At 71.8% G+C, this 24,533-nt stretch carries 22 protein-coding genes; 12 read left to right on the forward strand and 10 right to left on the reverse strand.

What is annotated here, in order from left to right; genetic code table 11:
- The first annotated feature begins 833 nt into the window (after window positions 1–833).
- From ACIGXW_RS25160 to ACIGXW_RS25185, 6 genes are all read left to right on the forward strand, one after another.
- Window positions 834–1,523, forward strand: coding sequence for a hypothetical protein (locus ACIGXW_RS25160; RefSeq protein ID WP_399575092.1), 690 nt, complete (start codon window positions 834–836; stop codon window positions 1,521–1,523).
- Window positions 1,524–1,592: 69 nt separating this feature from the next.
- The gene (locus ACIGXW_RS25165; protein ID WP_399575093.1) at window positions 1,593–2,471 is read left to right on the forward strand and encodes a hypothetical protein; all 879 of its coding nucleotides are present in this window, start codon (window positions 1,593–1,595) and stop codon (window positions 2,469–2,471) included.
- Between the two features lie 88 nt (window positions 2,472–2,559).
- Window positions 2,560–2,739 (forward strand): hypothetical protein, encoded by a 180-nt coding sequence (locus tag ACIGXW_RS25170; RefSeq protein WP_399575094.1) that lies wholly within the window; start codon window positions 2,560–2,562, stop codon window positions 2,737–2,739.
- 155 nt (window positions 2,740–2,894) lie between these two features.
- Window positions 2,895–3,290, forward strand: coding sequence for a BlaI/MecI/CopY family transcriptional regulator (locus ACIGXW_RS25175; protein ID WP_071962334.1), 396 nt, complete (start codon window positions 2,895–2,897; stop codon window positions 3,288–3,290).
- Between the two features lie 9 nt (window positions 3,291–3,299).
- The gene (locus tag ACIGXW_RS25180) at window positions 3,300–3,818 is read left to right on the forward strand and encodes an amino-acid N-acetyltransferase (protein WP_071962335.1); all 519 of its coding nucleotides are present in this window, start codon (window positions 3,300–3,302) and stop codon (window positions 3,816–3,818) included.
- A 163-nt stretch (window positions 3,819–3,981) separates the two neighbouring features.
- The gene (locus tag ACIGXW_RS25185; RefSeq protein WP_071962336.1) at window positions 3,982–4,323 is read left to right on the forward strand and encodes an Lsr2 family protein; all 342 of its coding nucleotides are present in this window, start codon (window positions 3,982–3,984) and stop codon (window positions 4,321–4,323) included.
- Here ACIGXW_RS25185 and ACIGXW_RS25190 read toward each other — a convergent pair.
- On the reverse strand, window positions 4,254–4,997 hold the full coding sequence (locus tag ACIGXW_RS25190) for an SCO3374 family protein (protein WP_399575095.1): 744 nt from the start codon (window positions 4,995–4,997) through the stop codon (window positions 4,254–4,256). The genes ACIGXW_RS25185 and ACIGXW_RS25190 overlap by 70 nt on opposite strands.
- Window positions 4,998–5,498: 501 nt before the next feature.
- Between ACIGXW_RS25190 and ACIGXW_RS25195 the strand changes: the two genes are divergently transcribed.
- Window positions 5,499–8,024, forward strand: a complete 2,526-nt coding sequence (locus tag ACIGXW_RS25195; RefSeq protein ID WP_360915859.1) for an ATP-dependent Clp protease ATP-binding subunit — start codon at window positions 5,499–5,501, stop codon at window positions 8,022–8,024.
- A 76-nt stretch (window positions 8,025–8,100) separates the two neighbouring features.
- Here ACIGXW_RS25195 and ACIGXW_RS25200 read toward each other — a convergent pair whose 3' ends face one another.
- Both ACIGXW_RS25200 and ACIGXW_RS25205 read right to left on the reverse strand, forming a co-directional pair.
- Window positions 8,101–11,412 (reverse strand): NACHT domain-containing protein, encoded by a 3,312-nt coding sequence (locus ACIGXW_RS25200; RefSeq protein WP_399575096.1) that lies wholly within the window; start codon window positions 11,410–11,412, stop codon window positions 8,101–8,103.
- On the reverse strand, window positions 11,409–11,753 hold the full coding sequence (locus tag ACIGXW_RS25205) for a trypco2 family protein (protein WP_399575097.1): 345 nt from the start codon (window positions 11,751–11,753) through the stop codon (window positions 11,409–11,411). The genes ACIGXW_RS25200 and ACIGXW_RS25205 overlap by 4 nt, the downstream gene beginning before the upstream one ends.
- Before the next feature lie 334 nt (window positions 11,754–12,087).
- Here ACIGXW_RS25205 and ACIGXW_RS25210 point away from each other — a divergent pair, with 334 nt between their 5' ends.
- Together ACIGXW_RS25210 and ACIGXW_RS25215 are read left to right on the forward strand one after the other, a co-directional pair.
- Window positions 12,088–12,846 (forward strand): M23 family metallopeptidase, encoded by a 759-nt coding sequence (locus ACIGXW_RS25210; protein WP_399575098.1) that lies wholly within the window; start codon window positions 12,088–12,090, stop codon window positions 12,844–12,846.
- Between the two features lie 205 nt (window positions 12,847–13,051).
- Window positions 13,052–13,513 carry a VOC family protein gene (locus tag ACIGXW_RS25215; RefSeq protein ID WP_071962338.1) on the forward strand — a complete coding sequence of 154 codons (462 nt, stop codon included), beginning with the start codon at window positions 13,052–13,054 and terminating at the stop codon, window positions 13,511–13,513.
- 17 nt (window positions 13,514–13,530) lie between these two features.
- Here the strand turns inward: ACIGXW_RS25215 and cseC are convergent, their stop codons facing one another.
- From cseC to ACIGXW_RS25240, 5 genes are all read right to left on the reverse strand, one after another.
- Window positions 13,531–14,832, reverse strand: coding sequence for a two-component system sensor histidine kinase CseC (gene cseC / locus ACIGXW_RS25220; protein WP_071962339.1), 1,302 nt, complete (start codon window positions 14,830–14,832; stop codon window positions 13,531–13,533).
- A 32-nt stretch (window positions 14,833–14,864) separates the two neighbouring features.
- A complete protein-coding gene (cseB, locus tag ACIGXW_RS25225; RefSeq protein WP_071962340.1) occupies window positions 14,865–15,575 on the reverse strand; it encodes a two-component system response regulator CseB in 711 nt (236 codons plus the stop codon).
- A gap of 7 nt (window positions 15,576–15,582) precedes the next feature.
- Window positions 15,583–16,221 (reverse strand): hypothetical protein, encoded by a 639-nt coding sequence (locus tag ACIGXW_RS25230; protein WP_399575099.1) that lies wholly within the window; start codon window positions 16,219–16,221, stop codon window positions 15,583–15,585.
- Window positions 16,209–16,757, reverse strand: coding sequence for a SigE family RNA polymerase sigma factor (locus tag ACIGXW_RS25235; protein WP_104531556.1), 549 nt, complete (start codon window positions 16,755–16,757; stop codon window positions 16,209–16,211). The genes ACIGXW_RS25230 and ACIGXW_RS25235 overlap by 13 nt, the downstream gene beginning before the upstream one ends.
- 265 nt (window positions 16,758–17,022) lie before the next feature.
- Complete coding sequence (locus tag ACIGXW_RS25240) at window positions 17,023–17,928, reverse strand: A/G-specific adenine glycosylase (protein ID WP_071962343.1); 906 nt, start codon at window positions 17,926–17,928, stop codon at window positions 17,023–17,025.
- Between the two features lie 221 nt (window positions 17,929–18,149).
- On the opposite strand from ACIGXW_RS25240, the gene ACIGXW_RS25245 reads away from it, so the two are divergent.
- Both ACIGXW_RS25245 and ACIGXW_RS25250 read left to right on the forward strand, forming a co-directional pair.
- Window positions 18,150–18,647: a pyridoxamine 5'-phosphate oxidase family protein gene (locus ACIGXW_RS25245; RefSeq protein ID WP_399575100.1), complete on the forward strand. Its 498-nt coding sequence runs from the start codon at window positions 18,150–18,152 to the stop codon at window positions 18,645–18,647.
- Between the two features lie 163 nt (window positions 18,648–18,810).
- On the forward strand, window positions 18,811–19,632 hold the full coding sequence (locus ACIGXW_RS25250; RefSeq protein WP_399575101.1) for a hypothetical protein: 822 nt from the start codon (window positions 18,811–18,813) through the stop codon (window positions 19,630–19,632).
- Between the two features lie 86 nt (window positions 19,633–19,718).
- Here the strand turns inward: ACIGXW_RS25250 and disA are convergent, their stop codons facing one another.
- Together disA and radA are read right to left on the reverse strand one after the other, a co-directional pair.
- Window positions 19,719–20,852, reverse strand: coding sequence for a DNA integrity scanning diadenylate cyclase DisA (gene disA / locus ACIGXW_RS25255; protein ID WP_399575102.1), 1,134 nt, complete (start codon window positions 20,850–20,852; stop codon window positions 19,719–19,721).
- Window positions 20,853–21,006: 154 nt separating this feature from the next.
- Window positions 21,007–22,470, reverse strand: a complete 1,464-nt coding sequence (gene radA / locus ACIGXW_RS25260) for a DNA repair protein RadA (protein ID WP_360915892.1) — start codon at window positions 22,468–22,470, stop codon at window positions 21,007–21,009.
- A 209-nt stretch (window positions 22,471–22,679) separates the two neighbouring features.
- Between radA and ACIGXW_RS25265 the strand changes: the two genes are divergently transcribed.
- Window positions 22,680–24,500 carry a sigma-70 family RNA polymerase sigma factor gene (locus tag ACIGXW_RS25265; RefSeq protein WP_399575103.1) on the forward strand — a complete coding sequence of 607 codons (1,821 nt, stop codon included), beginning with the start codon at window positions 22,680–22,682 and terminating at the stop codon, window positions 24,498–24,500.
- Window positions 24,501–24,533: the final 33 nt, after the last annotated feature.

A 24,533-nucleotide genomic window follows, 5' to 3' on the forward strand; every position in this document is an offset into this window, starting at 1 on the left:
GGCACGGGGGCGTTGGGCCGCTGGGGGCCCCTGCTCCCGGGGCTCCGCCCCGGGCCCGGGTCCTCAAGTGCCGGACGGGCTGGATTGTCGCCTGGCACGGGGGCGTTGGGCCGCTGGGGGCCCCTGCTCCCGGGGCTCCGCCCCGGGCCCGGGTCCTCAAGTGCCGGACGGGCTGGTTTGTCGCCCGGCCCGGGGCGGCGGGTCGCCGGGCGCGGGGCGGGTGAGCGGGTCGGTGCAGGGCGTCGGGCGGGGGACTGTTCCCGGGCCTTTGCCCCGGACCCCGGTCCTCAAGTGCCGGACGGGCTGGTTTGTCGCCCGGCGCGGGTCGGCGGGTCGCCGGGCGCGGGGGCGGGTGAGCGGGCCGGTGCAGGGCGTCGGGCGGGGGACTGTTCGCGGGCCTTTGCCCCGGGCCCGGGTCCTCAAGTGCCGGACGGGCTGGTTTGCTGCTCAGCACGCGCCAAGCCAGCCCGATTCCCGGCGCCGAATCGCCCGCCCCGGGAGGCGGCAGCAACCCGGCCCACCTCACGGGCGCTAATCCGGCCCCGTCCCATAGACACCAATCAAGCCCTCCCCCCCCCCGGGCAGGAATCCGGCCCTGCCCCACGGACACCAATCCGGCCCGCCCCCGGGGCGCGCCAATCCACCCTCCCCAGCACCCGCGGCACCTTTCCAGCCAGTTCCGGGCAACAATCCAGCCCGTCCGGCGATTGAGGACAAGAAACGGTGAAAGGGCGGGATCGGGGAAAGCCCCACCCGAGCAACCAACCACCGACCCCGACTGTCCTGACTGCTGTGAGGGCGGACCGGACGGACAGACAGACAGGCTGGGGCGAATGAGCGGCGGCGGCAACAGCAACGGCAACAGCAGCAGCACCGGCACCGGCATCAGCCGAATACGGCGAACCCTGAGACGGACGGCGGCGACCGCCGTCGTCGTCGTGGCCGCCGGCCTCGGCCTCGGGGCCGCCCACGCGGGCGCCCAGGCGCAGCCCCGCGCCGACTACCAGGCCGTCGCCCACCCCGTCACCGGCCACGTCGGCCAGACCGTCGAGGTCGAGCTCGGCGTGCGCAACGGCGGCCCGGGCGGTGGCGGCGGCCGGGCCTACGAAGTCGTCGCCCCCGAAGGCACCACCATCGTCGCGACCGCCACGACCGCGAACGGCACACCCCCCTGCCGCCCGAAAGGCTCCGACACCAGCCGCACCTACCTGTGTGCCATCGGCGAGGACTTCCCCGCCGGCGACCGCGAAACGCTCCGCTTCCGCGTCCGCATCGACGAGAAGGTCGACGGCGCCGAGGGCCGCGTACGGATCGTCGGCCGCGACGAGGACCCCGAACCCGACCCGGACCCCGGCAACGACTCCGCGCCGATCCCCGTCGAGGTGACCGACGCGCCACCCGCCCCGGCCCCGAAGACCGCCCACGCGGGCAACCCTCACGCGCTGCTGATCGCCACCACCTCCGGCACCGCCCTCTCGGCCGGTGTCCTCGTCCTGGGAGCCGTCCGCCGCCGGGCGCACTGACCCCGTCCATGCCACGCCCGAGATGGTGTGCTAAGCGAATTTTGTCCACTTAGCACTTAAAGTCGGCCCATGCCCACGCCCTATGGATCCCGCGGCGGCATGGCGTTCAGCGCGGACGAGCTGCGCGTGCTGCGCCGTGCCCTCGACATCGCACTCCGTCCCCACTCCGTGCCCACGAGTCCCGGGCCCGCCCGGGAGGCCGAAGCCAAGGACTGCCTCCTGCTCGCCGAGGCCGTGGACGAGGCCGTCCGCGAAGGCGACCGGCTGCGCGCCTTCCTCCTCCAGGACCTCGCCCGCTACCGCGCCGCCCTGCCGGGCGCGGCGCCCGGCTACGTGCTGCGGCTGCGGGACGCCCTCCTGGACGGCTACCGCCCCGGCGCCGAGGACCTCGCCGCGCTGCGCGCGCTGTGCGCGGAGCCCGCGGGGGAGGCGGAGGCCACCCGCCGGCACACACTGCTGGCGCGCTGCGAGCACCTCGCCGAGCAGGCGGTACGGGCCAGGCTGGCCGCCCGCGCCGCCGCAGCCGCCGCCCCGGCCGTCCCGACGGCCCGCCCCCCAGCAGCCCCGCGAACACCCCCACCACCCGCCGCCCGCCCGCACCTGCAGCCCCCGCCGGCCGCCAGTACGCACGTACAGGCCCCGCCCGCCGCCCACCCCCACCCGCAGTCCCCGCCTCCGCATGCCGGCACCCGACTCCAGGCCCTCCCCGGCGGCCGGGCCCCGCGCGCGGCCGAGCCCGAGCCGAGGCCGGGGCCCAAGCCGGGGGAGAGTCCCGCGCCGCCGAATCGGCCGGCGCCCGGGCCGCCGCCGGAGGCGCCGCGGCCCAAGCCTCCGGCGGCGCCGCGCCCGGGGCGGCCCATTCCGACCCCCGGCGAGGTGTTCCCGCCGCGCCGCAAGCCCGTGCCGCCCCTCGGCGCCCGCGCGCTCGCGGCGGCCCGGCCCGCCTGACCCGGGCGGCCGGAGGGAAGGGGCGGGCGCGTAATCTGGACGGGTCGCTCAAGCGCAGAACCCCCGATTCCAGAAGGAGCCGACGGCCATGGACTATGTCGCCGCGCTGGTCCCGCCCATGGTGATGGCGGTGGCTTTCACCGCGCTGGTCGTGACGATCATCAAGAGCCAGGGTGGTGCGAACAAGGCCAAGGAAGACGCCATCGTCGACGCCGCACTGGCCCGCGCCGAGGCCGCCCAGCAGGCGGCAAAGCCCACCGAGGCCTGACAAAACGACCACATCGGGAGCCGGGAGAAAGCGCCGGCGGCCCGGGCAGGGCGTACGAGCCGAGCCAATTCGCTCCGGCACGTGCGCCCTTTTTGCTGCGGGGATTGCCGCGCCGATAAACCGGCATTCAAGACATCTCCCACTATTATTCACGTGTGGTCCGACGCCTGGGTGAACTGGAAGACGCCGTGATGACGCGCGTGTGGGAGTGGAACCGACCGGTCACCGTTCGGGAAGTCCTGGAAGACCTTCAGCAGGAACGGTCCATCGCCTACACCACCGTGATGACCGTAATGGACAACCTGTATCAGAAGGGCTGGGTGCGGCGGGAAGCCGAAGGCCGCGCCTATCGATATGAGGCGGTCTCCAACCGCGCCGCCTACTCGGCCGCACTGATGAACGAAGCCTGGTCCCTCAGCGACAACCCCGCGGCCGCTCTCGTCGCCTTCTTCGGCATGATGTCGGCCGAACAACGGGAAGCCCTCCGCGACGCCATCAGGGTCGCCCAACTCGACGGGCCCGACGAGACCCCGGGCCCCCCGGGACGATAGCGTCCGGCCATGTCCGCTCTAACTAAAGTCGTCACTGTCCGCAGGGCCCGCACCAGCGATGTGCCCGCGGTCCGCCGGCTCATCAACGCCTACGTTCGCGACCGCATCCTGCTCGACAAAGCCACGGTGACGCTTTACGAGGACATCCAGGAGTTCTGGGTGGCGGAGCGGGACGAGGACGGTACCGTCATCGGATGCGGTGCGCTGCATGTGATGTGGGAAGACCTCGCGGAGGTACGCACTCTCGCCGTGGACCCCGATGTCAGGGGCGGTGGAGTGGGCCACCAGGTACTGGACAAGCTGCTGCAGACGGCGCGCTGGCTCGGCGTGCGGCGCATTTTCTGCCTCACCTTCGAAGTCGACTTCTTCGCGAAGCACGGCTTCGTGGAGATCGGAGAGACCCCCGTCGACGGGGATGTCTACAGCGAGCTGCTGCGTTCCTATGACGAGGGCGTTGCCGAGTTCCTGGGTCTCGAACGAGTGAAGCCGAACACCCTTGGCAACAGCCGGATGCTTCTGCATCTGTGACCGCGGTCCCTATGTCCGAATCGCGCCCCTATCGTGCGGGCCCGGAAGCCATGGTTCCCATGCTGAAGGCGGACTGAACCTTCCCGGGGGGTTTGTGTTTTTCCGAGAAAGGCGGTTTGCTATTCCTCCGTAATCCCTTTTCCGCTGATGAAAGGAATCCCCCGTGGCGCAGAAGGTTCAGGTCCTTCTTGTCGATGACCTCGACGGCGGCGAGGCCGACGAGACCGTGACGTTCGCCCTGGATGGCAAGTCCTACGAGATCGACCTCACCACGGCCAACGCGGACAAGCTGCGCGAGGCGCTCGCGGACTACGTGAAGTCGGCCCGTCGTACCGGCGGCCGTGCCGCGGCCGGCCGCGGTAAGGCCCGCGCCGGTGCCGCCGCCGGCGGCAGCCCGGACACCGCGAAGATCCGCGCCTGGGCCAAGGAGAACGGCTACAACGTCAACGACCGCGGCCGTGTCCCGGCCGAGATCCGTGAGGCGTACGAGAAGGCCAACGCCTGATCTCCTGCCGGATCCCTCGCCTGATCCCCCGGCCTTTCCGGCCGACATCCCGGCGGCTGATCCCTGCGCGCCTCGCCGGCGCGCAGCAGTCGGGCCCGGTGGCACTCCGTGGCCGCCGCACCCACCAGCCGTACGAGATCGGGGGCGCCGCCGTCGCCCCCGAGGCCGGCCGCCGGCAGGGTGGGCTCGACCGGGCGCCCCGGTTCGGGGGGCCGCACCCAGACGGCCGCCTCCGCCTCCTCCCGGCGGCCGTACGGCCGCTGCGGGGCCGACCACCGGCCCACGGGCTCCGGGGCCACGATCCGGCCGCCCGGGCCCAGCGCGGTCAGCTCCAGGGCGATGCCGCCCCACTCCAGCCAGCCGAGTAGCCCCGGCACCTCCTCGGCGCTGCCCACGGCCGTCAGGAACCACATCTTCCGGGCCCGGCCGTCCAGCGCGACCGGCCCGGTCACGGGCACCCGCCCGAGCACGGCGAAGCCGGCCTCCGCGGGCACGCCCAGCGCGTCGAACCGCACCCCCGTGAGCAGCTCCACCGGCCGCCCGGCCGCCGTCGAGGCCGTCGGCCAGCCGAGCACGCACTCGTACCACTGGCGCCGCCGGCGCCGTGCGTGCGGGTCCGTGAGCGGGGGCGATTCGCCCGAGGGGCGGCACGGGCACGGGAGGACTACCGTCATGAACGGTGCAACTGTGGAAAACCCAAGAGGTTACGCAGGGTGGATAGTTGGGCACGCTCCGTATAAGACGTAAGGGGCGCACAGGGGCTCCTCATGGCGCGAGGGTGTTCGCCCGTAGCGGAGGGAAAGGACCCGCGCCGCATGGAGTGTCGGTGCTTGCGGGTAGGACTTTCCCCGTGGGGAGAGGCGATATAGCAAGCCCAGTAGGCCGTCACCGGGGGTGGTGGCGGGCCTGTGGGCGGGCGTGTCGGGGCAAGCGGGCGTTCGCCGTGGGCGTAGTGGAGGTGGGCGTATATGCCTGGCCTGCGGGAACATCGTCTCCCACCATCGGGTTGGAGGAGATGTCGGCTGTTCGGCAGTAGGTTTCCCCGCCGACGCGGGGGTGATCCGGACGGATGTCGGCAGTTGGAATGAGCTGTCCCGTCCCACGGGACTAGCATGCGGAAGGACAGGGAGGGGACCGACCCCTAACTGCCTGACCGCTCTGAGGAGCGATTAACGATGTTCGAGAGGTTCACCGACCGCGCGCGGCGGGTTGTCGTCCTGGCTCAGGAAGAAGCCCGGATGCTCAACCACAACTACATCGGCACCGAGCACATCCTCCTGGGCCTGATCCACGAGGGTGAGGGTGTCGCCGCTAAGGCCCTGGAGAGCCTCGGGATTTCGCTCGAGGCGGTCCGCCAGCAGGTGGAGGAGATCATCGGGCAGGGGCAGCAGGCTCCGTCCGGCCACATCCCCTTCACCCCCCGTGCCAAGAAGGTCCTGGAGCTCTCGCTCCGCGAGGCCCTTCAGCTGGGCCACAACTACATCGGCACCGAGCACATCCTGCTCGGCCTGATCCGCGAGGGCGAGGGCGTCGCCGCGCAGGTCCTGGTCAAGCTGGGTGCCGATCTGAACCGGGTCCGGCAGCAGGTCATCCAGCTGCTCTCCGGCTACCAGGGCAAGGAAGCCGCCACCGCCGGCGGCCCCGCCGAGGGCACCCCCTCGACGTCGCTCGTCCTGGACCAGTTCGGCCGCAACCTCACGCAGGCCGCTCGCGAATCCAAGCTCGACCCGGTCATCGGGCGCGAGAAGGAGATCGAGCGGGTCATGCAGGTGCTGTCCCGCCGTACCAAGAACAACCCGGTGCTCATCGGCGAGCCCGGTGTCGGCAAGACCGCCGTCGTCGAGGGCCTGGCCCAGGCCATCGTCAAGGGCGAGGTGCCCGAGACCCTCAAGGACAAGCACCTCTACACCCTCGACCTCGGCGCCCTGGTCGCCGGCTCCCGCTACCGCGGTGACTTCGAGGAGCGCCTGAAGAAGGTCCTCAAGGAGATCCGCACCCGCGGCGACATCATCCTGTTCATCGACGAGCTCCACACCCTGGTGGGTGCGGGCGCCGCCGAGGGCGCGATCGACGCCGCCAGCATCCTCAAGCCGATGCTCGCCCGCGGCGAGCTGCAGACCATCGGCGCCACGACGCTGGACGAGTACCGCAAGCACCTGGAGAAGGACGCCGCCCTCGAGCGCCGCTTCCAGCCCATCCAGGTCGCCGAGCCGTCGCTGCCGCACACCATCGAGATCCTCAAGGGCCTCCGCGACCGCTACGAGGCGCACCACCGCGTCTCCATCACGGACGAGGCCCTGGTCCAGGCCGCCCAGCTGGCCGACCGCTACATCTCCGACCGCTTCCTGCCGGACAAGGCGATCGACCTGATCGACGAGGCCGGCTCCCGGATGCGCATCCGCCGGATGACCGCGCCGCCGGACCTCCGCGAGTTCGACGAGAAGATCGCCGACGTGCGCCGCGAGAAGGAGTCCGCGATCGACTCGCAGGACTTCGAGAAGGCCGCCTCCCTGCGCGACAAGGAGAAGCAGCTCCTCGCCGCGAAGGCCAAGCGGGAGAAGGAGTGGAAGGCCGGCGACATGGACGTCGTCGCCGAGGTCGACGGCGAGCTGATCGCCGAGGTCCTGGCCACGGCCACCGGCATCCCGGTCTTCAAGCTCACGGAGGAGGAGTCCTCCCGCCTCCTGCGCATGGAGGACGAGCTGCACAAGCGCGTCATCGGCCAGAAGGACGCCATCAAGGCGCTCTCCCAGGCCATCCGGCGCACGCGTGCGGGTCTGAAGGACCCGAAGCGTCCCGGCGGATCGTTCATCTTCGCCGGCCCCTCCGGTGTCGGTAAGACCGAGCTGTCCAAGACGCTCGCCGAATTCCTCTTCGGCGACGAGGACGCGCTGATCTCCCTCGACATGTCGGAGTTCAGCGAGAAGCACACCGTCTCGCGTCTCTTCGGCTCCCCGCCCGGATACGTGGGTTACGAAGAGGGCGGCCAGCTCACCGAGAAGGTGCGCCGCAAGCCGTTCTCCGTGGTTCTCTTCGACGAGGTCGAGAAGGCCCACCCCGATATCTTCAACTCGCTGCTGCAGATCCTGGAGGACGGTCGCCTGACCGATTCCCAGGGCCGCGTGGTCGATTTCAAGAACACCGTCATCATCATGACGACGAACCTCGGCACCCGGGACATCTCCAAGGGCTTCAACCTGGGCTTCGCGGCCCAGGGCGACGTCAAGACCGGGTACGAGCGGATGAAGGCGAAGGTCAACGAAGAGCTCAAGCAGCACTTCCGGCCCGAGTTCCTCAACCGTGTCGACGACACGGTGGTCTTCCACCAGCTCACCGAGGAAGACATCATCCAGATCGTCGACCTGATGATCGCCAAGGTGGACGAGCGGCTCAAGGACCGCGACATGGGCATCGAGCTCAGCTCCGAGGCCAAGTCGCTCCTGGCGAAGAAGGGCTACGACCCGATCCTGGGCGCCCGCCCGCTGCGCCGCACGATCCAGCGCGAGATCGAGGACATCCTGTCCGAGAAGATCCTCTTCGGCGAGCTCCGTCCGGGCCACATCGTGGTCGTCGGCACGGAGGGCGAAGGCGAGGAGAAGAAGTTCACCTTCCGCGGCGAGGAGAAGTCGGCTCTGCCGGACACCCCGCCGGTCGAGTCCGCCGCCGGTGGCGCGGGCCCGAACCTGTCGAAGGACGCGTAACGCTCACTGAGCGGTAGAGCAGTACGGGGCGGCCCCGGAACCGTGTGCATCACGGTTCCGGGGCCGTCGGCGTTTCTCAGCGGGGATTCAGGATGTAGGTCTCGTCATGGAGCTCGATCCGGCCGTCGAAGCGTTCCAGGCCGCGTACGTCCTTGCAGGGGGAGTAGGTGAAGATCTCCAGGCGCGTCGACGGGACGGGGGCATCGGTGAGGTCCAGCTGCAGGGGACGGCTTCTCTCACTGGCGCTGAGGTGGAGGGTGTCGACGTCGGGGAAGACGTGGAAGACGGTGGCGTCCACCAAGCTGCCCTTCGTCAGCGTCAGGGACACAGCGGTTATGCCCACCAGCGGTTTCACAGCCTTCAGCTCGCTGATGTCCGACAGGACCAGATCGACCGTGTGGAGCTTTGGGCAGTCGGCCAGCCGGTTCAGCTCTTCTGGCGTCGCGACGGGGTCAAGGACCTCCAGATGGGCGAGCTCTTCCCACGCTTCGATCTCGTGCAGTCGCAATTGGACCGCCGCTGTGGAGATCGAGAGCTCTTGAACGCCGGGGTGGGGAGGGGGCAGACTGCCGTGCGGCAGTTCGTCGAGCGACAGAGAGGTCAGGCGCGAAAGGCCGGACACGAGGGCCAGGGATCCGGAGGAAAGCCCCCGCGCATCCAGCTTCAGGTGCTCCAGCCCTGAACCGGCAAGAGCAGAGATGTCGCGCAGCTGTCGGCATCTCATGATCGACAGGCCCGTGAGCTGTGGTTGATCAGCGAGGAAGCCCACATCCGTCAGTGCATGGTTGTCCATGAGTGTCAGTGCCCCGAAGCCTTGGCGCACCAGTGCCTGACCAAGGTGATGCGGGGTGTAGTCCCCCCTGACTGCCAGGAGGCTGATCGGCCCCAGACGGTGAAGTTGGCCGAGCTGCTCGGATGTCGACACGATGACCGCGAGGTCATCGAGCCGCATGCGCGAGAGCACTTCGCTCGCGTAGGACTGTGCATCCATGCGCGGCCAGGCATCCACCACTCGCGAACGGACACCCTCCGATTTGTGTTGCCCGTACTTCCCGAGAAGAAGAGCGGCCTTGGCTCCCAAGGAGGTCAGGACCTCCACCACCAGCCGGGCTTCCCGGTCGGGGAGCCCGTCAGGTCCCGGGAGAATGCGGAGGACGTCCGGGCCGAGCGCGGCGAGCCGTTCTGCTTCCGGCTTGCTCTTCGGCGCCCCCAATGCCGCCAGTCCGTCCCACACCGCGTCGTGCTGGTTGTCATCGAGATAGGCCGCGCCCGCGGCGCACTCGACGGCCAGCGTGCGCAGTGGCCACTGCGCCGCCCGGGTGGGGGCGACATCGCCATCGGCGATGAGTCCGGCGACGATCTGCTTGACCTCCTTGCGCCCGCAATGGCCGATGACCAGGCGGATGACGTCCTGCCACTGTTCCTCCGTTGCATGGCACAGTAGTTCGTACAGGCTGTCGCTCTCTTGGAATTCCTTGGCGGCGAGATAGTCCTGGAAAGTCCGGTGAATGAACTGGAGAGAATCTGCCGCGCGCTCCTGCAGAAGTCCGCTGCGATTGAGCAAATGCGTCAGGACCTGTTCCGTCGTGCCTTGATCGCGGACCTTGCGCAGGCCTCGCATCGCCGACTCCAATTGGCGGACCGCCTGTTCGTGCGAGAGCTCGGCACGCCCATTGCGGACCAGCCAGACGGCGATCCGTTGCAGGAGCTGCTGGCTGTCCTCGACGTCCAGGGCTATGCCCTCGGGGCTGCCGACACGGCGATACGCGTCCCGGTTGCCGAGCAGCATGGCCAGCGCGGCCTCGTACAGGTGCCAGCGCGTGCGTGGCAGCAGGCCGCTGCGGCGGCGGTGGAGGGCGCAGATCACAGCACACAGGAGCGGCGTACGGGCCAGGTCGCGCAGACCGGCGTTGCGCTGGAACTCCTGCGAGAGGTCCCTCTCGAGTGCGGTGAGCCGCGTGCGTTCGTGCTCGGCACGCAGGGCGTCCGGGTAGCCGTCGCACTCCAGGCGGGCAGCCTTGTGCCAGGCGGTGACGAACGACTGGATGTCTTTGTTGCTCATGGGCAGGAGCTGGAGTTCCTCGAAGCCCTCGGAGGCCAGCCAGGAGTGCTCGACCGCGAGCGGTCGTACGGTCACCAGGCAACGTGTGTCCGGGTACATCCGCAGCAGGTCGGCGAGCCATCTGCGCGCCGGGCCGCGCTCGGCCCGCGGCAGCTCGTCCAGGCCGTCGACGAGGAGCAGGGCCCGGCCGGCTTCGAGGACACGCCCCGCCCAGCCGCTGGGCGCCTCGTCCACCTGGAGCTGGGCGATGGTGGGGAGCTGGGCCGGGGTGGGCGTGGTGATGCCCTGGGCGGCCAGACTGCGCATGGGAATCACGAAAGGGATCAGCCCGTCGAGCGCCTTGAGCTCCTTCGGCATGGTCCGGCAGACGGCATGGGAGGCCAGCCACCACACGAGCGTCGTCTTCCCGGCACCTGCCTCGCCCCGGAGGACGCTCCTCGGCCGTGAGGCCAGGACTTCCTCGATGCGCTGCCGTTCGGGGCGGAGGTAGGCACTGTCCTGGCCGTGGGCGCCGGGTGCCAGTGCTTGCAGGCTCAGGTAGGCGGTGTCCAGGTCCCAGCTGTTCTCGTTCGTACCGAGGTCGTCGAGGCCGAAGACCTCCATGCGGCTGTAGCGGGCCTTGACCGCCTTGGCGTACCGCGTCTCGTGGGCGAGGTCGGCGGGATCGGCCATCTGCAGCTGCTCCAGCACGGGCGCGTCGGGCCAACGCCGTTCCAGCGTCACGGCGAACCTACTGTCGGCGTGAAGGGTGCTGAGGGGCACGACATCGATCGCGGAGTGGCCCCAGCCCTTGGGGTCCTCCGTCGCGATGCCCAGGAGTACGGGGCCCGCGAAGACGGGGCCGCCTGACAGGCCTGCCCACGGGGAGCCGTCGTGCACCGGCTGCGGCGGGTGGTGTTCGGTGCGCAGGACGTAGCGGCCGCGCAGCCGGCCCGACAGGGGCATGAGATCCCCCAGCACCTGCACGGCTTCGATCTCGTTGGCCCCGTACCGCTGGACCTGCGGGAAGCCCAGCACCTGGCAGCCGCGCACCGCTTGGTGCTCGGTAAGGGCGCCCCATCGCAGTTTCGGCAGGCTGCCTTCGCGCACCAAGTCGCTCGAGGCATGCAGGAGCGCGGCGTCGCAGTACCGGGGATCCCCGGACCAGACGATGGTGCAGGGCACTGCAGAGCCCCGGCCCGGCACGGCTACGTCCGCGAACACCTCCCGCCCGACTACGTGCGACGCCGTCAGCACCAGCCGTGGCGTCAGGAGCACCCCGCTGCCCTGCTGGGCCCCGAGGACCGCCACCAGCCGGTCCTCCACGGACCGGGTGCGTGGCCTCACTGCTCGGTGCCGGCCGAGCCGAACCCCGACAGCCCCGCCGGCCGGTCGTTGCCGACCTTCCAGCCGTCGCCCGTGCGCCGGTCCTTCGGCGTCAGCGTGAACGCCACCCTGTGGGTGCGGGCCGAGCCGCGCGAGACGTCCGTGCCGCCTTCGACGATCCAGGCCTTCACCTTGCCGCCGGCCTTGGCGTCGCGGCGCAGCTCGACCGTGAACTCCAGCGCGATGTCACCGACGTCGAAGGCGAGGTCCTCGCCGGCCCCGGCCGCCGCCGCGGCGGTCAGGCCCGTGCGGATCGCCCGTACCGCCTCCGCCAGCTCTATCTCCTCGAAACCGTTGCTCACCGCGAGACCCCCCGCACGTTGTGTACGCATCCGTCGCCCGGAGCGTACCGCCGATCTTGGGTCCGCAGCCCGGGAAACGGGCGTCGGAGCGGCCTCCGCGGTGACATGGCGCACAGGGCTTTCCGGCACTACTAGGCGGGGTAGGGAGAATTCGATCTCGGGATTTCCATTGAATTCCGCCGGAAATCGCCAGGAGTCGATCTCCGAAGCGTTTCCCCACTTACGGCGTGCGCTAGTAAATGGGCCACTCGACAGCCCCTGGAAGCGCTGGTTACCAAGGTATGGCGATCCCGGCTCGTAGCCGGGACCTGTTTATGCCTGGAGGTTTATCCGTATGTCGAAGCGCACCGCTTTCCGTAACTCGAGCAAGACCGCCTTCCGTGTCCGCACCGCCGCCATGGTGGCCGCCGGCCTGGGAGCATCGGTCGCGCTCGGTTCCGGGGTCGCGCTCGCTGCCGACACCACGGCTGCTGTGGCCGAGTTCCCCGCGTTCGCGTCCGTCGCGACGCTGGACGACGCGCTGAACGCGCAGGCCGCGACCCAGCTGAAGGTGGCGGAGAAGGAGAAGCAGGCCGCCGAGCAGGCCAAGCAGGAGGCCGCCAAGCGTGCCGAGGACCTGCGCAAGCAGGCCGAGGAGAACCGTAAGAAGGCCGAGGCCTCGCGCAACCGCGCCGACGCCTGGGTCGCCCCGCTCGCCGACTACCAGGTCGGTCAGCCCTTCGGTAAGGCCGGCGCCATGTGGGCCGCCAAGCACAGCGGCCAGGACCTGGTCGTCAACTCCGGCACGGCCGTGATGTCCGTGCACGGCGGTACGGTCGTCAAGGCTGGCCCCAACGGCGGCGGCGACGGTCCGGCGTACGGCAACGCCATCGTGATCAAGCACGACAACAACACGTATTCGCAGTACGCCCACCTTTCGCAGGTGAAGGTCTCGGTCGGCCAGAGCGTGTCCACCGGCCAGGTCATCGGCCTGTCCGGCTCCACCGGCAACTCCTCCGGCCCCCACCTGCACTTCGAGATCCGTACGACCCCGAACTACGGCACCGCCATCGAGCCGGTCGCCTTCCTCAAGGCCCACGGCGAGACCCTCTGACGGGGTCATCCGACGGAGCCCTCTGACGGAGCCCTGACGGGCCCCTGACGAACCCACGAGCCGGTGCACCGCTTCCCGCGGTGCGCCGGCTTCGTCGTGCCCGGCGCCGGGGTCCGCGCCGCTCGGGAAGCCGACTGCCGCCGGCCGTGCCTACGGTGGTCGTGCGGCAGACGTTCCACGGGCAGCGGCACGGACGGAGCCAGTCATGATCAAGGGAATCGCGATCACCACGGTCTGGGTCCTCGACCAGGACCGGGCGAAGGAGTTCTACACCGACAAGCTCGGTCTCGAGGTCCGCACCGACATGACCATCGGCGGCGACGACGGCATGCGCTGGCTCACCGTCGGCGCCGAGGCCCAGCCCGACGTCGAGCTGACGCTGATGGTCCCGGGCCCGCCGGGGCTGGACGCGGAGTCGGCCGAGGCCATGAAGGAGCTCGTCGCCCGCGGCGTCCTGGGCGCCGGAGTGCTCAGCACCGACGACGTCCGGCGGGACTACGAGCTGCTGAGGTCCAAGGGCGTGGAGTTCCTCCAGGAGCCGCAGGAGCGCCCGTACGGCACCGAGGCGATCCTGCGGGACGACTCCGGCAACTGGTTCTCGCTCACCCAGCGCCGTGAGCGGCTGGACACCGAGCAGGCCTGGGGCGAGTGCGTGGACCCGATGTGAGGTGACCGCCGGGGCGGCTAGTCCGGCACCTGGATGATCGGGAAGCTCCCCGTGCTCGTCGGGGACGACTCCGGCAGCCACAGCACGGCGATCGCGCCGGTGCCGCCCTCCACCTCCGGGTCGGCGTTGCGGAAGGTCAGCCGGGCGCCCAGGACGCGGGCCTGGCCGGCCGCGATGGTCAGGCCCAGGCCGTGGCCCTTGCCGGCGCGGTCCTTGCTGCCGGTGCGGAAGCGGCTCGGGCCCTCCTGGAGCAGCTCCTCCGGGAAGCCGGGCCCGTGGTCGCGCACCCGCAGCACCCGGCCCTCGAGCCTGACCTCCACCGGGCCCTTGCCGTGCTTGGCGGCGTTGGCCAGCAGATTGCCCAGGATGCGCTCGAGGCGGCGCGGGTCGGTGGAGACGTAGGCGCTCCGGGCGATCCTGACCTCGGCGTCCGGGGCCGCCGCCCGCACCCGCCGCAGCACGAACTCGCCGAGCTCGATGTCCTGCATCTCGGCCCGCTCGGCGAAGCTGTCCAGCCGGGCGACCTCCAGCACGTCCTCGACCAGCGTGCGCATGGCCTGTGCCCGGTCCCGTACGAGCTCGGTCGGGCGGCCCGGCGGCAGCAGCTCGGCCGCGGTCAGCAGGCCGGTGACGGGCGTCCGCAGCTCGTGGGCGATGTCGGCGGTGACCCGGCGCTCGGCCTCCAGGCGGTCGCGCAGGGCCTCGGCCATGCCGTCGACGGCGCGCGCGAGGTCGTCCGTCTCGTCGCGCACCCGGCCGCCGATGGCGTCGCGCACGCGTACGTCCGGATCGCCGTCCGCGAGCTTGCGGGCGGCCGTGGCGGCCTTGCGCAGCCGCCGCGAGAGCTGGCCGCCGACGAGGATGCCCAGGGCGCAGCCGCCGAGGACGACCGAGACCGAGCCGATGATCAGGGCCCGGTCGAGGTCGTTGAGGATGTCGTAGCGGTCCTTGAAGCGGGTGTGGATCGAGAGGATCTTGCCGTTGCGCAGCGGAGTCGAGGCCCACACCTCGGGGGCGCCGTTGCCGCTGTCCTGCAGGTAGGTGGCGCGCAGCCCCAGGTCGGCGGCGTCGCGCAGCGGCTTGGGCAGCGCGGGGTCGTCCACCTTCGCGCGGAGCATCAGCTTGCCGCCGGTGGACTCGTAGTAGCGCTGGGCGATCTGGACCCGGTCGTCCATCTGGTCGCGGCTGCTGTTGAGCATGGAGACGCGGGCCGCGTTGTGGACGACGAGGCTGAGCGCGACGGCCACGAGCGCGCCGACGCCCGCGATGGCCAGGCTGACCTTCCAGCGCAGACCGGTGCGGAGCGCGAGCTTCACCACGGGACGACCACGGGTTTCACCGACACGGAAGGTCAGCCCCGGAGCTTGTAGCCGAAGCCGCGGACCGTCTCGATGCGGTCCTGGCCGATCTTGCCGCGCAGCCGCTGCACATGCACGTCCACGACGCGGGTGTCGCCGCCCCAGCCGTAGTCCCAGACCCGCTCCAGCAGCCGGTCGCGGGAGAGCACGGTGCCCGGCGCGGCGGAGAACTCCAGCAGCAGCCGCATCTCGGTGGGGGTGAGGGCCACGGGCGTGCCGGCCTTGCGGACCTCCATGCCCTCGGTGTCGACCTCCAGGTCGCCGAAGCGCAGCAGCCCGCCCTCGATGCCCTCGCCGTCCTCCGCGGCCGACCCGCCGCCGGCCGCGCCGCTGGCGTGCCCGAAGCGGCGCAGCACGGCCCGTATCCGGGCGACGAGCACGGCGCCGTCGAAGGGCTTGGTCACGTAGTCGTCGGCGCCGGCCTCCAGGCCGAGGACGACGTCGATGGAGTCGGCCCGGGCCGAGAGCATGATCACGGGTACGGTCGACTCGTCGCGGATCCGGCGGCACAGGCTGACCCCGTCCAGTCCCGGAACCATCACGTCCAGCAGCGCGATGTCCGGCCGCCGGGCGCGGAAGCTCTCCAGCCCCAGCAGCCCGTCCGGCACCGCGGTCACGGCGAAGCCGTCGCGCTCGAGCGCGAGCTGGGTCGCCTCCCGGATGACGTCGTCGTCCTCGACGAAGAGCACATGCGTATCGGCCACGCTGCCCTCAGCCCTCCGTTCCCTTGTTCCCGACCTTGCCGTAGTCGGTGTGCGTGCGTCCGGACTCCCGGAAGGCGCCGTCCGACCAGTGGTAGGTCAGGACATCCTCTCCCGAGGCGCAGCAGACGGCGTCCCCCGGGGCGTAGACCTGCTTGGTGATCACGAGATCACGCCGGTCGATGTCGGCATAGACGGGGGATTGCTCGGCCGCGAACACATTCTCGTACGAGTCACCCTTGGGACGGTACACATACGACCCGATGCCTATGGAGTCGCCGCACGTCAGAAGGTTCACCACGATGTCGGAACGAGACGCCCCGGTCAGCTGCCCGTAGATCACGTCGACGGGGTAGTCGTTCTTCACACAGGGCTTGAGGTTCTTCTTGATCTGATCGCTGACCTTGGGGTCCGCCTTGATCAGCTTGATGGCGTCGACCTTCCCCTGCGCCGGGGTGGCCGTCGCCGAGGGGGTCCGCGTGGCGGCCTTCGCGGCGGACTGGGTCTGCGCGGGCCCCTCCTTGCGCACGCCGTCGCTGCTCGCACTGCACCCGGCAAGCAGAAGACCGGCGGTCGCGGCCATTGCGGAGACCGCGCCACCGGTGATCAGAGCCGGCCTGACGCCGGACGCCCTGCTCAGGCCGCGCACCGTTCCTGCTTCCGGTCGACCCGCTCGAGGGCGTGGAAGTCCAGGTCGCGGCTCTCCAGCTCCTGGCGCAGCCGGGCCAGGGCCCGGTGCAGCGTGCTCTTGACCGTGCCGGTCGACATGCCGAGCGCCTCCGCGGTCTCCTCGGTGCTCATCTGCTCCCAGTGTCGCAGGACGACGACGCTGCGCTGCTTGGGCGCCAGGACGCCGAGGACGTCCATCAGCAGGGCGCGGTCGGCGTGCTGCTCGGTGCCGTCCTCGACGCTGGCGTCGGGGAGCTGCTCGGTGGGCACCTCGTCGAGCTTGCGGGCGCGCCACCACTCCGTACGGGTGTTGATCATGACGCGGCGCAGATAGGCGTCGGCCAGCGACTTGTCCGCTATGCCGTCCCAGCGGCCGTACGTGCGGACGAGAGCGGTCTGGAGGAGGTCCTGGGCGTCGATGGGGTCCGGGACCAGGCGCCGGGCGCTGCGCAGGAGGGCGTCCTGACGGTTGCGCACGTACTCTTCGAAGTCCAGAACCTTGCCGCTGCTGGCCATACTCGCAGCCTCCATTCCGCTTGCGTTCCCCGCGCCACGCTGGTGGTCCTCCAGCACGGGTAGGACGCTACGGAGGAGCTGTTGCGACGTGATGTGCGGCAGCCCTTCGGCTGGTGCACAGCTGTCCATAGGTTGTGTAACAGCCCGGCGGATAGATCGGGGAAAGAGCGGCTCTGTCCGTTTCGAAGGGCGTCGGACGGTGTGCCGCGACGGCTTCGTATGACAAATGTGTGAGCGCTCCATGCGCCGGCCGTACGCCGCGTACCTAGGTCAGCGGCAGCCGGTACATGCCGTCCGCCAGCGGCTCGACCAGACCATCCGCGACGAGCCCGTCCAGGGCACGGGCCCGCTGCACCGGTTCGTGCCACACCGCGTCCAGCGCCGCCTGCGGCACCGGCGCGACGGCCTCGCGCAGCACGGCCAGCAGCTTGCCGCGCACCTGCCGGTCCGTGCCGGCGTAGGTCTGGCCGCGGCGGGGCGGCCCGTCGTGGGCCGGCGACCCGGCGGCCAGCCAGGCGCACTCCGCGGCGATCGGGCAGCGCCCGCAGCCGGGCGTGCGGGCCGTGCAGACCAGTGCCCCCAGCTCCATCGTGGCCGCGGCCCAGCGGGCGGCGACCGCCTCGTCCTCGGGCAGCAGCGCCCGGGCGAGCCTGCGCTCGGCGGCCGTCGTGGCGTTCGGCGGGTACTGGGCGCCGCTCACGGCGCGCGCGAAGACCCGGCGGACGTTCGTGTCGAGGACCGCGTGCCGCTGCCCGTACGCGAACGAGGCCACCGCCGCCGCCGTGTACTCGCCGACGCCCGGCAGCGCCAGCAGCTTGGCGTGGTCGTGCGGCACCTCGCCGCCGTGCCGCTCGGTGATCGCCGAGGCGGCCGCGTGCAGCCGCAGCGCCCGGCGCGGATAGCCCAGCCGCCCCCAGGCGCGGACCGCCTCGCCGGGCGCCTCGGCGGCCAGGTCGGCGGGGCGCGGCCAGCGGGCCAGCCACTGCTCGTACACCGGCAGCACCCGGCTCACCGGGGTCTGCTGCAGCATGAACTCGCTGACCATCACCCCCCACGGCCCGGCCTCCGGGCGGCGCCAGGGCAGATCGCGGGCGTGCACGCCGAACCAGTCGATCACCGGGGCGTGCAGGAGGGTGGACGTCTGGGGCGTGGTGGCAGGCATCGCAGTCATGACACTCCGATCCTGGCATGCCCGCGCCGGACCGGGGAAACGCGCCGGGCCCGCGTCGGCCATGGCCGCCCCGGTCCGCCCCGATCGGGTGACCGTACGGGCCAACCGGCCCGCACGACCGGCGCTCTCCGTGACTCTGCCCGGGACGGGGACCGTCTGCCGGCACGGGGTGACCGAGGCCCCCCGAACCGCCGCACAGGGAATCTGCCTACGCTGATCGCATGACCCCGACGGAGACGCTCCCGACCGAAATCAGGGCGGCCCTCGCAGCGCACACCACCCTGACCCTGGCGTACGCGGACAAGGACGGACCCCAGGCGTGCGCCGTGCTCTACGCGCTCGCCGACCGGCGGCCGGCCGACGGACGGCATCCCGTGCCCACCCTCGTCTTCGTCACCTCCCCCGGCACCCGGCACGGCCGCGCCTTCCTCTCCGGCGACGCACGCGTCGCCTTCACCGCACAGCGCGACGGCCAGGACTGGACCGAGCTGACCGGCATTCAGGGCCGCGGCGCCTGCCGCCTGCTGGAAGGCACCGACCGTGAGACGGCATGGCAGGCGTACAGCGCGCGCTTCCCCTACGTGGAAAGCACCGAGCGGCTCCGTCAGGCCATGGACCGTGCCGGAGTGTGGGAGTTGCGGCCCGACTGGCTGCGCCTGGTCGACAACGGCCGCGGTTTCGGGCACAAGACCGAGTGGCCACGCCCGTTTTCGGCCTGAAACCGTCGTACTTGCGCCGTACACACGCCGCGCGTTCCGGCCGCCCGCAGCTGCGGAATGCCCTGCTCCAACCGTCCGGCTTGCGGGTAGATGATGAGAAAAGCAGGCACTCCTACGGCGGGTACTGGCTGGTGCCCGGGCCGATCTCTCGTAGAGTCTTCGCGTGGGATCTCTGCGCAATCCGATCGGGCCGCTTCCCTCCTCCATCTACTGGCGGCGGAGGGCAGTTGCGCTTGGCCTGCTCGGCCTCCTCGTACTGCTGATGGTGTGGATGTTCGCCCTGGGGGGTGGTGACGGTTCCGAGGGCTCCCAGAGCGAGGCCTCCGACGGCAAGGGCTCGGCGGACACCACCATCACACCCGGCCCGACGCCCTCCGGCCCGCACATCAGTCAACGACCGGGCGGGCGCGACGATTCGGGCAACGGCGGAGGTGGCGCCGGCGGCGGTACGGGCGGTGGTTCCGGCGGCGCCGGTACGGGCGGCGGTGCCGGGGGCGCGGCCGGCGCGGCAGGCGGCTTCGGCGGCGGCGCCGGGCTGTCGGTGACCGGCGAAGGCAAGCCGGTCGCGGCCGGATCGAGCCTGCCCGACTGCACGTCAGGTTCCGTGAAGGTGTCGGTACGCAGCGTCAAGAGCGCCTACCGGCCGGACGAGAAGCCGAAGTTCGAACTCGTGGTGCGGAACTCCGGTGGCAGCGCCTGCAAGGTGAACTTCGGTGCCGGCGCGGCCCTGCTGAAGATCACGGACAGCAAGGGCGAGGAACACGTGTGGGCGTCCGACGACTGCCCCCGCGGCACCGGCGCCGTGCTCTTCGAGGTACCGGGCTCGGGCGAGACCAAGCGCACGCTGGAGTGGGACCGCAAGCGCAGCGCCCCGCGCTGTGCGACGCCGTCCGGCAGCGCCGCGGCCGCGGCGGGCGAGTACAAGGTCGAGGTGAAGGTGGCGGGCGTCACCGAGCGCGCGGAGTTCGTCCTGGAACGGACCTGAGGGGCCGCGGAACGGAATGGATATGGGTGAGGCCCCGCTGGTGCGGGGCCTCACCCATATCTGACGTTTTCTCCTACGCGTACCGCTTACACGTACCGCTCGAGGATCGACGACTCCGCCAGGCGCGAGAGCCCCTCGCGGACCGAACGGGCGCGGGCCTCGCCGACGCCGTCGACCGTCTGCAGGTCGTCCACGCTCGCGGCGAGCAGCTTCTGCAGGCCCCCGAAGTGGTCCACGAGCCGCTCGATGATGGCGCCGGGCAGCCGGGGCACCTTCGCCAGCAGGCGGTAGCCGCGCGGCGAGACGGCGGAGTCCAGCGTCTCGGGGGAGCCGCTGTAGCCCAGGGCCCTTGCCACGATGGGCAGTTCGAGGAGCTCGGCGTGGGTGAGGGAGTCCAGCTCGGCGAGGGCCTCCGCGACCGTGCGGGTGCGCTTGGCGGTCGGCTCGGGGACGTAGTCCCGCACGACCAGCTCGCGCTCGGGCTCGACGCCGGCGATCAACTCGTCCAGCTGGAGCGAGAGCAGCCGGCCGTCGGTGCCCAGCTCGACCACGTACTCCGCGATCTCCGTGGCGATGCGGCGCACCATCTCCAGCCGCTGCGAGACGGCCGTGACGTCCCGGACGGTGACCAGGTCCTCGATCTCCAGCGCGGAAAGCGTGCCCGCGACCTCGTCGAGGCGGAGCTTGTAGCGCTCGAGGGTGGCCAGCGCCTGGTTGGCGCGGGAGAGGATCGCGCCCGACTCCTCCAGCACGCGGCGCTCGCCGCCCACGTACAGCGCGATCAGCCGCATCGACTGGCTGACCGAGACCACGGGGAAGCCGGACTGGATCGACGCGCGCTGGGCGGTGCGGTGCCGGGTGCCGGTCTCCTCGGTGGGGATCGAGGCGTCCGGGTAGAGCTGGACGCCCGCCCGCACGATCTTGGAGATGTCCTTGTCGATGATCAGCGCGCCGTCCAGCTTGCACAGCTCGCGCAGGCGGGTGGCGGTGAACTCGACGTCCAGGACGAATCCGCCCGTGCACATCTGCTCGACGGTCTTGTCCATGCCGAGGACGATGAGCCCGCCCGTATTGCCGCGCAGGACGCGCTCGAGGCCGTCGCGCAGGGCCGTGCCGGGCGCGACGGCGCTCAGCGAGGCGCGCATCAGCCCGTCGACGCCGGAGCCACCGGAGCCGCTTCCGGCCTTGCCGGGGCCCGATGCCCGGTCGTTGGCTGCCACTGCACTCCTCCGGTCGCAAGGTCAACGGTGCCGCAGGCCGCCCTGCTGTCGTGTACGCCGTCGTGCACGCCGTGTGCGTCGCGTACGACGGTGTGTACGTACGGGCGGGACCAGGGCAAAGTCTACTGGCGCCCAGCCTATTAGGGGGCTGTCCTCAGCTCTCCTCAGGTCGGGGTCCGGCCATGGCCTCGCGCCCGCCCTCCGTCCGCTTCTCCTTCTTCTCGCGCTTCTCGCGTTGGGGGCGGCCGGGCAGCACGCGCAGCGCCTCGCCTATGTCCGCGACCTCCAGGACCCGCATGCCACTGGGGATCTTGCCCGGATCGGCCGGCACGAGGGCGTGGGTGAAGCCCAGCCGGGCGGCCTCGGCCAGCCGCCGCTGCACGCCCGTCACCCGTCTGACCTCGCCCGCGAGGCCCACCTCGCCGATGGCCACCAGGTTCTTCGGCAGCGGGGTGTCGCTGGCGGCGCTGGCCAGGGCGAGCGCGATGGCGAGGTCGGCGGCGGGCTCGGAGAGCTTCACCCCGCCGACCGTGGCGCTGTAGATGTCCCGCTTGCCGAGGGCGCTGATCCGGCCGCGCTGCTCCAGAACGGCGAGCATCATCGACACACGGGAGGTCTCCAGGCCGGAGGTGGTGCGGCGCGGGGAGGGGATCTGCGAGTCGACCGTCAGCGCCTGCACCTCCGCCACCAGCGGGCGACGGCCCTCCAGGGTGACCGTCAGACAAGTGCCGGGCACCGGCTCGGCGCGACGGGTCAGGAACAGGCCGCTGGGGTCGGTCAGGCCGGTGATGCCCTCGTCGTGCAGCTCGAAGCAGCCGACCTCGTCGGTGGCCCCGTAGCGGTTCTTCACCCCGCGCACGAGGCGGAGGCGGGCGTGCCGGTCGCCCTCGAAGTGCAGCACGACGTCCACCAGGTGCTCCAGCAGGCGGGGGCCCGCGATCGCGCCGTCCTTGGTGACGTGGCCGACCAGCAGCGTGGACATGCCGCGCTCCTTGGAGGCCCTGATGAGGGCGCCCGCGACCTCGCGCACCTGGGCCATGCCGCCGGGCGCGCCGTCGATCTCGGGGGAGGCCACGGTCTGGACGGAGTCCATGACCAGCAGGGACGGCTTCACGGTGTCCAGATGGCCGAGGACGGCGGACAGATCGGTCTCGGCGGCCAGATAGAGGTGCTCGGAGAGCGCGCCGATCCGGTCGGCGCGCAGCCGGACCTGGCTCGCGGACTCCTCGCCCGTCACATAGAGGGTGCGGTGCTCCTCGGACGCCGCGCGGGCCGCCACGTCCAGCAGCAGGGTCGACTTGCCGACACCGGGCTCGCCCGCCAGCAGCACCACCGCGCCGGGCACGAGCCCGCCGCCCAGCACCCGGTCCAGCTCGGGCACGCCCGTGCCGCGCGCGGTCGCCTGGCGGCCGTCCACCTGCGCGATCGGCAGCGCGGCGGAGGTCACCCGGCCGGGCGCGGTCGTACGGACGGCGGGCGCGCCGAACTCCTCCACCGTGCCCCACGCCTGGCACTCGGGGCAGCGGCCGAGCCACTTGGCGGTGGTCCAGCCGCACTCGGTGCAGCGGTAGGAGGGCCGGTCCTTGGCGGACGAGCGGGAGGTACGGGCAGCAGCCATGCGGACACCGTAACGGTGGCCACTGACAGTGCCCGGCCGGCGTCGTCCGCCCGGCCCGGTCCGGCATCGTTCGTCAGTACGTGTCATCCGGTGCGGTGAGCGCGGAATGTGCGGCTCCTGTCCCCTTTTGAGGGAGAGAGTCACCCGTATGGGTTAAAGCTGCGGGAGCGGGGCGGACGGGGGCGCGCCATCCGCCTACCGTCGCCGGGATGATGACGAGCAGGCCCGAGCCCCCCACGCATGCCACCGGCGCGCACCGCGCATCCCGCCGTGCGCCGCGCGCGGCCCAGCCCGCCGACACCACAGCCCTCTCGGACTCCGCCGTCCGGAACGCCGTCGAGACCCCCCTTGAGACCGCCGTCGAGAACGCCGTCGAGACCGCCGTCGAAGAAGCCGCTGCCGAAGAGAACACCGCCGGGGAGAACACCGCCCCCGATCACCCCGCCGAGGAGAGCCGCGACGCCGAAGGCGGCGCCTGCCCGCCCGCACGCTACGAACCCCACCTCGACGGCCTGTTCACCTACTGCCTGTCCGTCCTGTGCGACCACGACGCCGCCGTCGCCGCCCTCGGCGAGGCCCTCGCCCTCGCCGAGCGCCGCACCGACCGCGCCCCCGTCGCCGAGGAGGCGCAGCGCGCCTGGCTGTACGCCCTGGCCCGCTGGGAGTGCCTGCGCAGGCTCGGCGAGCGCGGCGCCGGCGGCAGGTCCGGGGACTCCGGCGGCGCCGACGCCCGGGGCCGCGCGGAACTGGCCCTGCTCGTCTGGCCCGAGGCCGCCGGCACCACTGCCGAACAGCGCGAGGCGCTGGAACTGGCCGTCCGCCACGGGCTCGCCCCCCACGAGGTCGCCGCCGTGCTGCGCCTGGACCACGACGCCACGCGCGCCCTGCTCTCCAGCGCGGCCTGCGAGGTCGAGCGCACCCGCACCGCCCTCGCCGTCGTGGAGTCCGGGCGATGTCCGGTCGTCTCCCGGTTCGCGGGCGACACCGAAGTACTGCTGGGGGCCACGCTCCGGCGCGAGCTCGTGCGCCATGTGGACGAGTGCGCCGACTGCCGCCGCACCGCCGAGCGCGCCAACGCCGGGGAGCCCTGGCCCGGCACCGCCGCGTCCAACGCCGCCCTGCCCGTACTGGAAGCGCCCTGGCCGGCGGCGCATGCCGCCCTGCGGCACGCCCTGGGCCCACGGCCCCAGCGCCGGCGCGCGGTCACCCCCCGTTTCGACCGCGGCGGCTTCCCGCTCGCCCCCAAGGACCGCGCCGCCCGCCGCAGCCGGCTGCGCACCCGGGCCGTGACGACCACCGTCGTGGCCACCGTCGTCGCCGCGCCCCTGCTGGCGCTGTGGGCCGCGTACCGCGGCGGGCCGCTCGGCGAGGGGCAGGACGCGGCCTCGGTGTCCGCCACGGAGACCGACAGCCTGGGCGGCAGCACGCGCGAGGGCTCGTACGACGACCCGTACGCGGCCCCCTACGGCCCCTCGGGCCCCACCCACAGCTCCACCGGCGCCGGCTCCGGCACGCCCGCGACGGTGGACCACCGGTTCGCCGACGTCTCCGTCGCCGTCCTCGGCCCCGACGGCAGGCCGGTGCCCGTGCCTCCCGCGGTGGGGCCCACGCCCCCGGCGGGTGCCGGTGCGGCCGCCCGGCCGGCCGGGCCCGGACGGGTCACGGGTCCCGGGCGGCTCACGGTCGAGGCACAGCCCAGCGGCACCGCCACGCTCATCACGCTCACCGCCGCCGGCGGCGAGCCCGTCAGCTGGTCGATGTCGGCCGACGCGCCCTGGCTGCGGCTGAGCCAGCCGGGCGGGGTGCTGTACCCGGGCCAGTCCGTGACCGTCACGGTGCAGGTGGACCACGCCCGGGAGCCGGCCGGGCACTGGAGCGCCCGCGTGGCCATCGCGCCCGGCGGCAGCGTGGTGACGATCGAGGGACGTGGCGCGACCCCCCAGCCGTCACCGCCGTCGGCCCACCCGAGCACACCGCCCCCCGCTCCGACCGGTCCGGCGCCCGCCCCGGCACCGACGCGCACGGGCTGAGCGGCCGGCACGGGCTGAGCAGTCGGCGCGGCC

Source organism: Streptomyces sp. NPDC053079, from assembly GCF_044546695.1.
GTDB lineage: Bacteria > Actinomycetota > Actinomycetes > Streptomycetales > Streptomycetaceae > Streptomyces.

Excerpts from the sequence above, each read along its gene's own strand:
- ACIGXW_RS25160 (WP_399575092.1), top strand. The coding sequence starts at position 834 with ATGAGCGGCGGCGGCAACAGCAACGGCAACAGCAGCAGCACCGGCACC.
- ACIGXW_RS25165 (WP_399575093.1), top strand. The coding sequence starts at position 1,593 with ATGCCCACGCCCTATGGATCCCGCGGCGGCATGGCGTTCAGCGCGGAC.
- ACIGXW_RS25170 (WP_399575094.1), top strand. The coding sequence starts at position 2,560 with ATGGACTATGTCGCCGCGCTGGTCCCGCCCATGGTGATGGCGGTGGCT.
- ACIGXW_RS25180 (WP_071962335.1), top strand. The coding sequence starts at position 3,300 with ATGTCCGCTCTAACTAAAGTCGTCACTGTCCGCAGGGCCCGCACCAGC.
- ACIGXW_RS25190 (WP_399575095.1), bottom strand. The coding sequence starts at position 4,997 with ATGACGGTAGTCCTCCCGTGCCCGTGCCGCCCCTCGGGCGAATCGCCC.
- ACIGXW_RS25195 (WP_360915859.1), top strand. The coding sequence starts at position 5,499 with ATGTTCGAGAGGTTCACCGACCGCGCGCGGCGGGTTGTCGTCCTGGCT.
- ACIGXW_RS25210 (WP_399575098.1), top strand. The coding sequence starts at position 12,088 with ATGTCGAAGCGCACCGCTTTCCGTAACTCGAGCAAGACCGCCTTCCGT.
- ACIGXW_RS25215 (WP_071962338.1), top strand. The coding sequence starts at position 13,052 with ATGATCAAGGGAATCGCGATCACCACGGTCTGGGTCCTCGACCAGGAC.
- ACIGXW_RS25235 (WP_104531556.1), bottom strand. The coding sequence starts at position 16,757 with ATGGCCAGCAGCGGCAAGGTTCTGGACTTCGAAGAGTACGTGCGCAAC.
- ACIGXW_RS25240 (WP_071962343.1), bottom strand. The coding sequence starts at position 17,928 with ATGACTGCGATGCCTGCCACCACGCCCCAGACGTCCACCCTCCTGCAC.
- ACIGXW_RS25245 (WP_399575100.1), top strand. The coding sequence starts at position 18,150 with ATGACCCCGACGGAGACGCTCCCGACCGAAATCAGGGCGGCCCTCGCA.
- radA (WP_360915892.1), bottom strand. The coding sequence starts at position 22,470 with ATGGCTGCTGCCCGTACCTCCCGCTCGTCCGCCAAGGACCGGCCCTCC.
- ACIGXW_RS25265 (WP_399575103.1), top strand. The coding sequence starts at position 22,680 with ATGATGACGAGCAGGCCCGAGCCCCCCACGCATGCCACCGGCGCGCAC.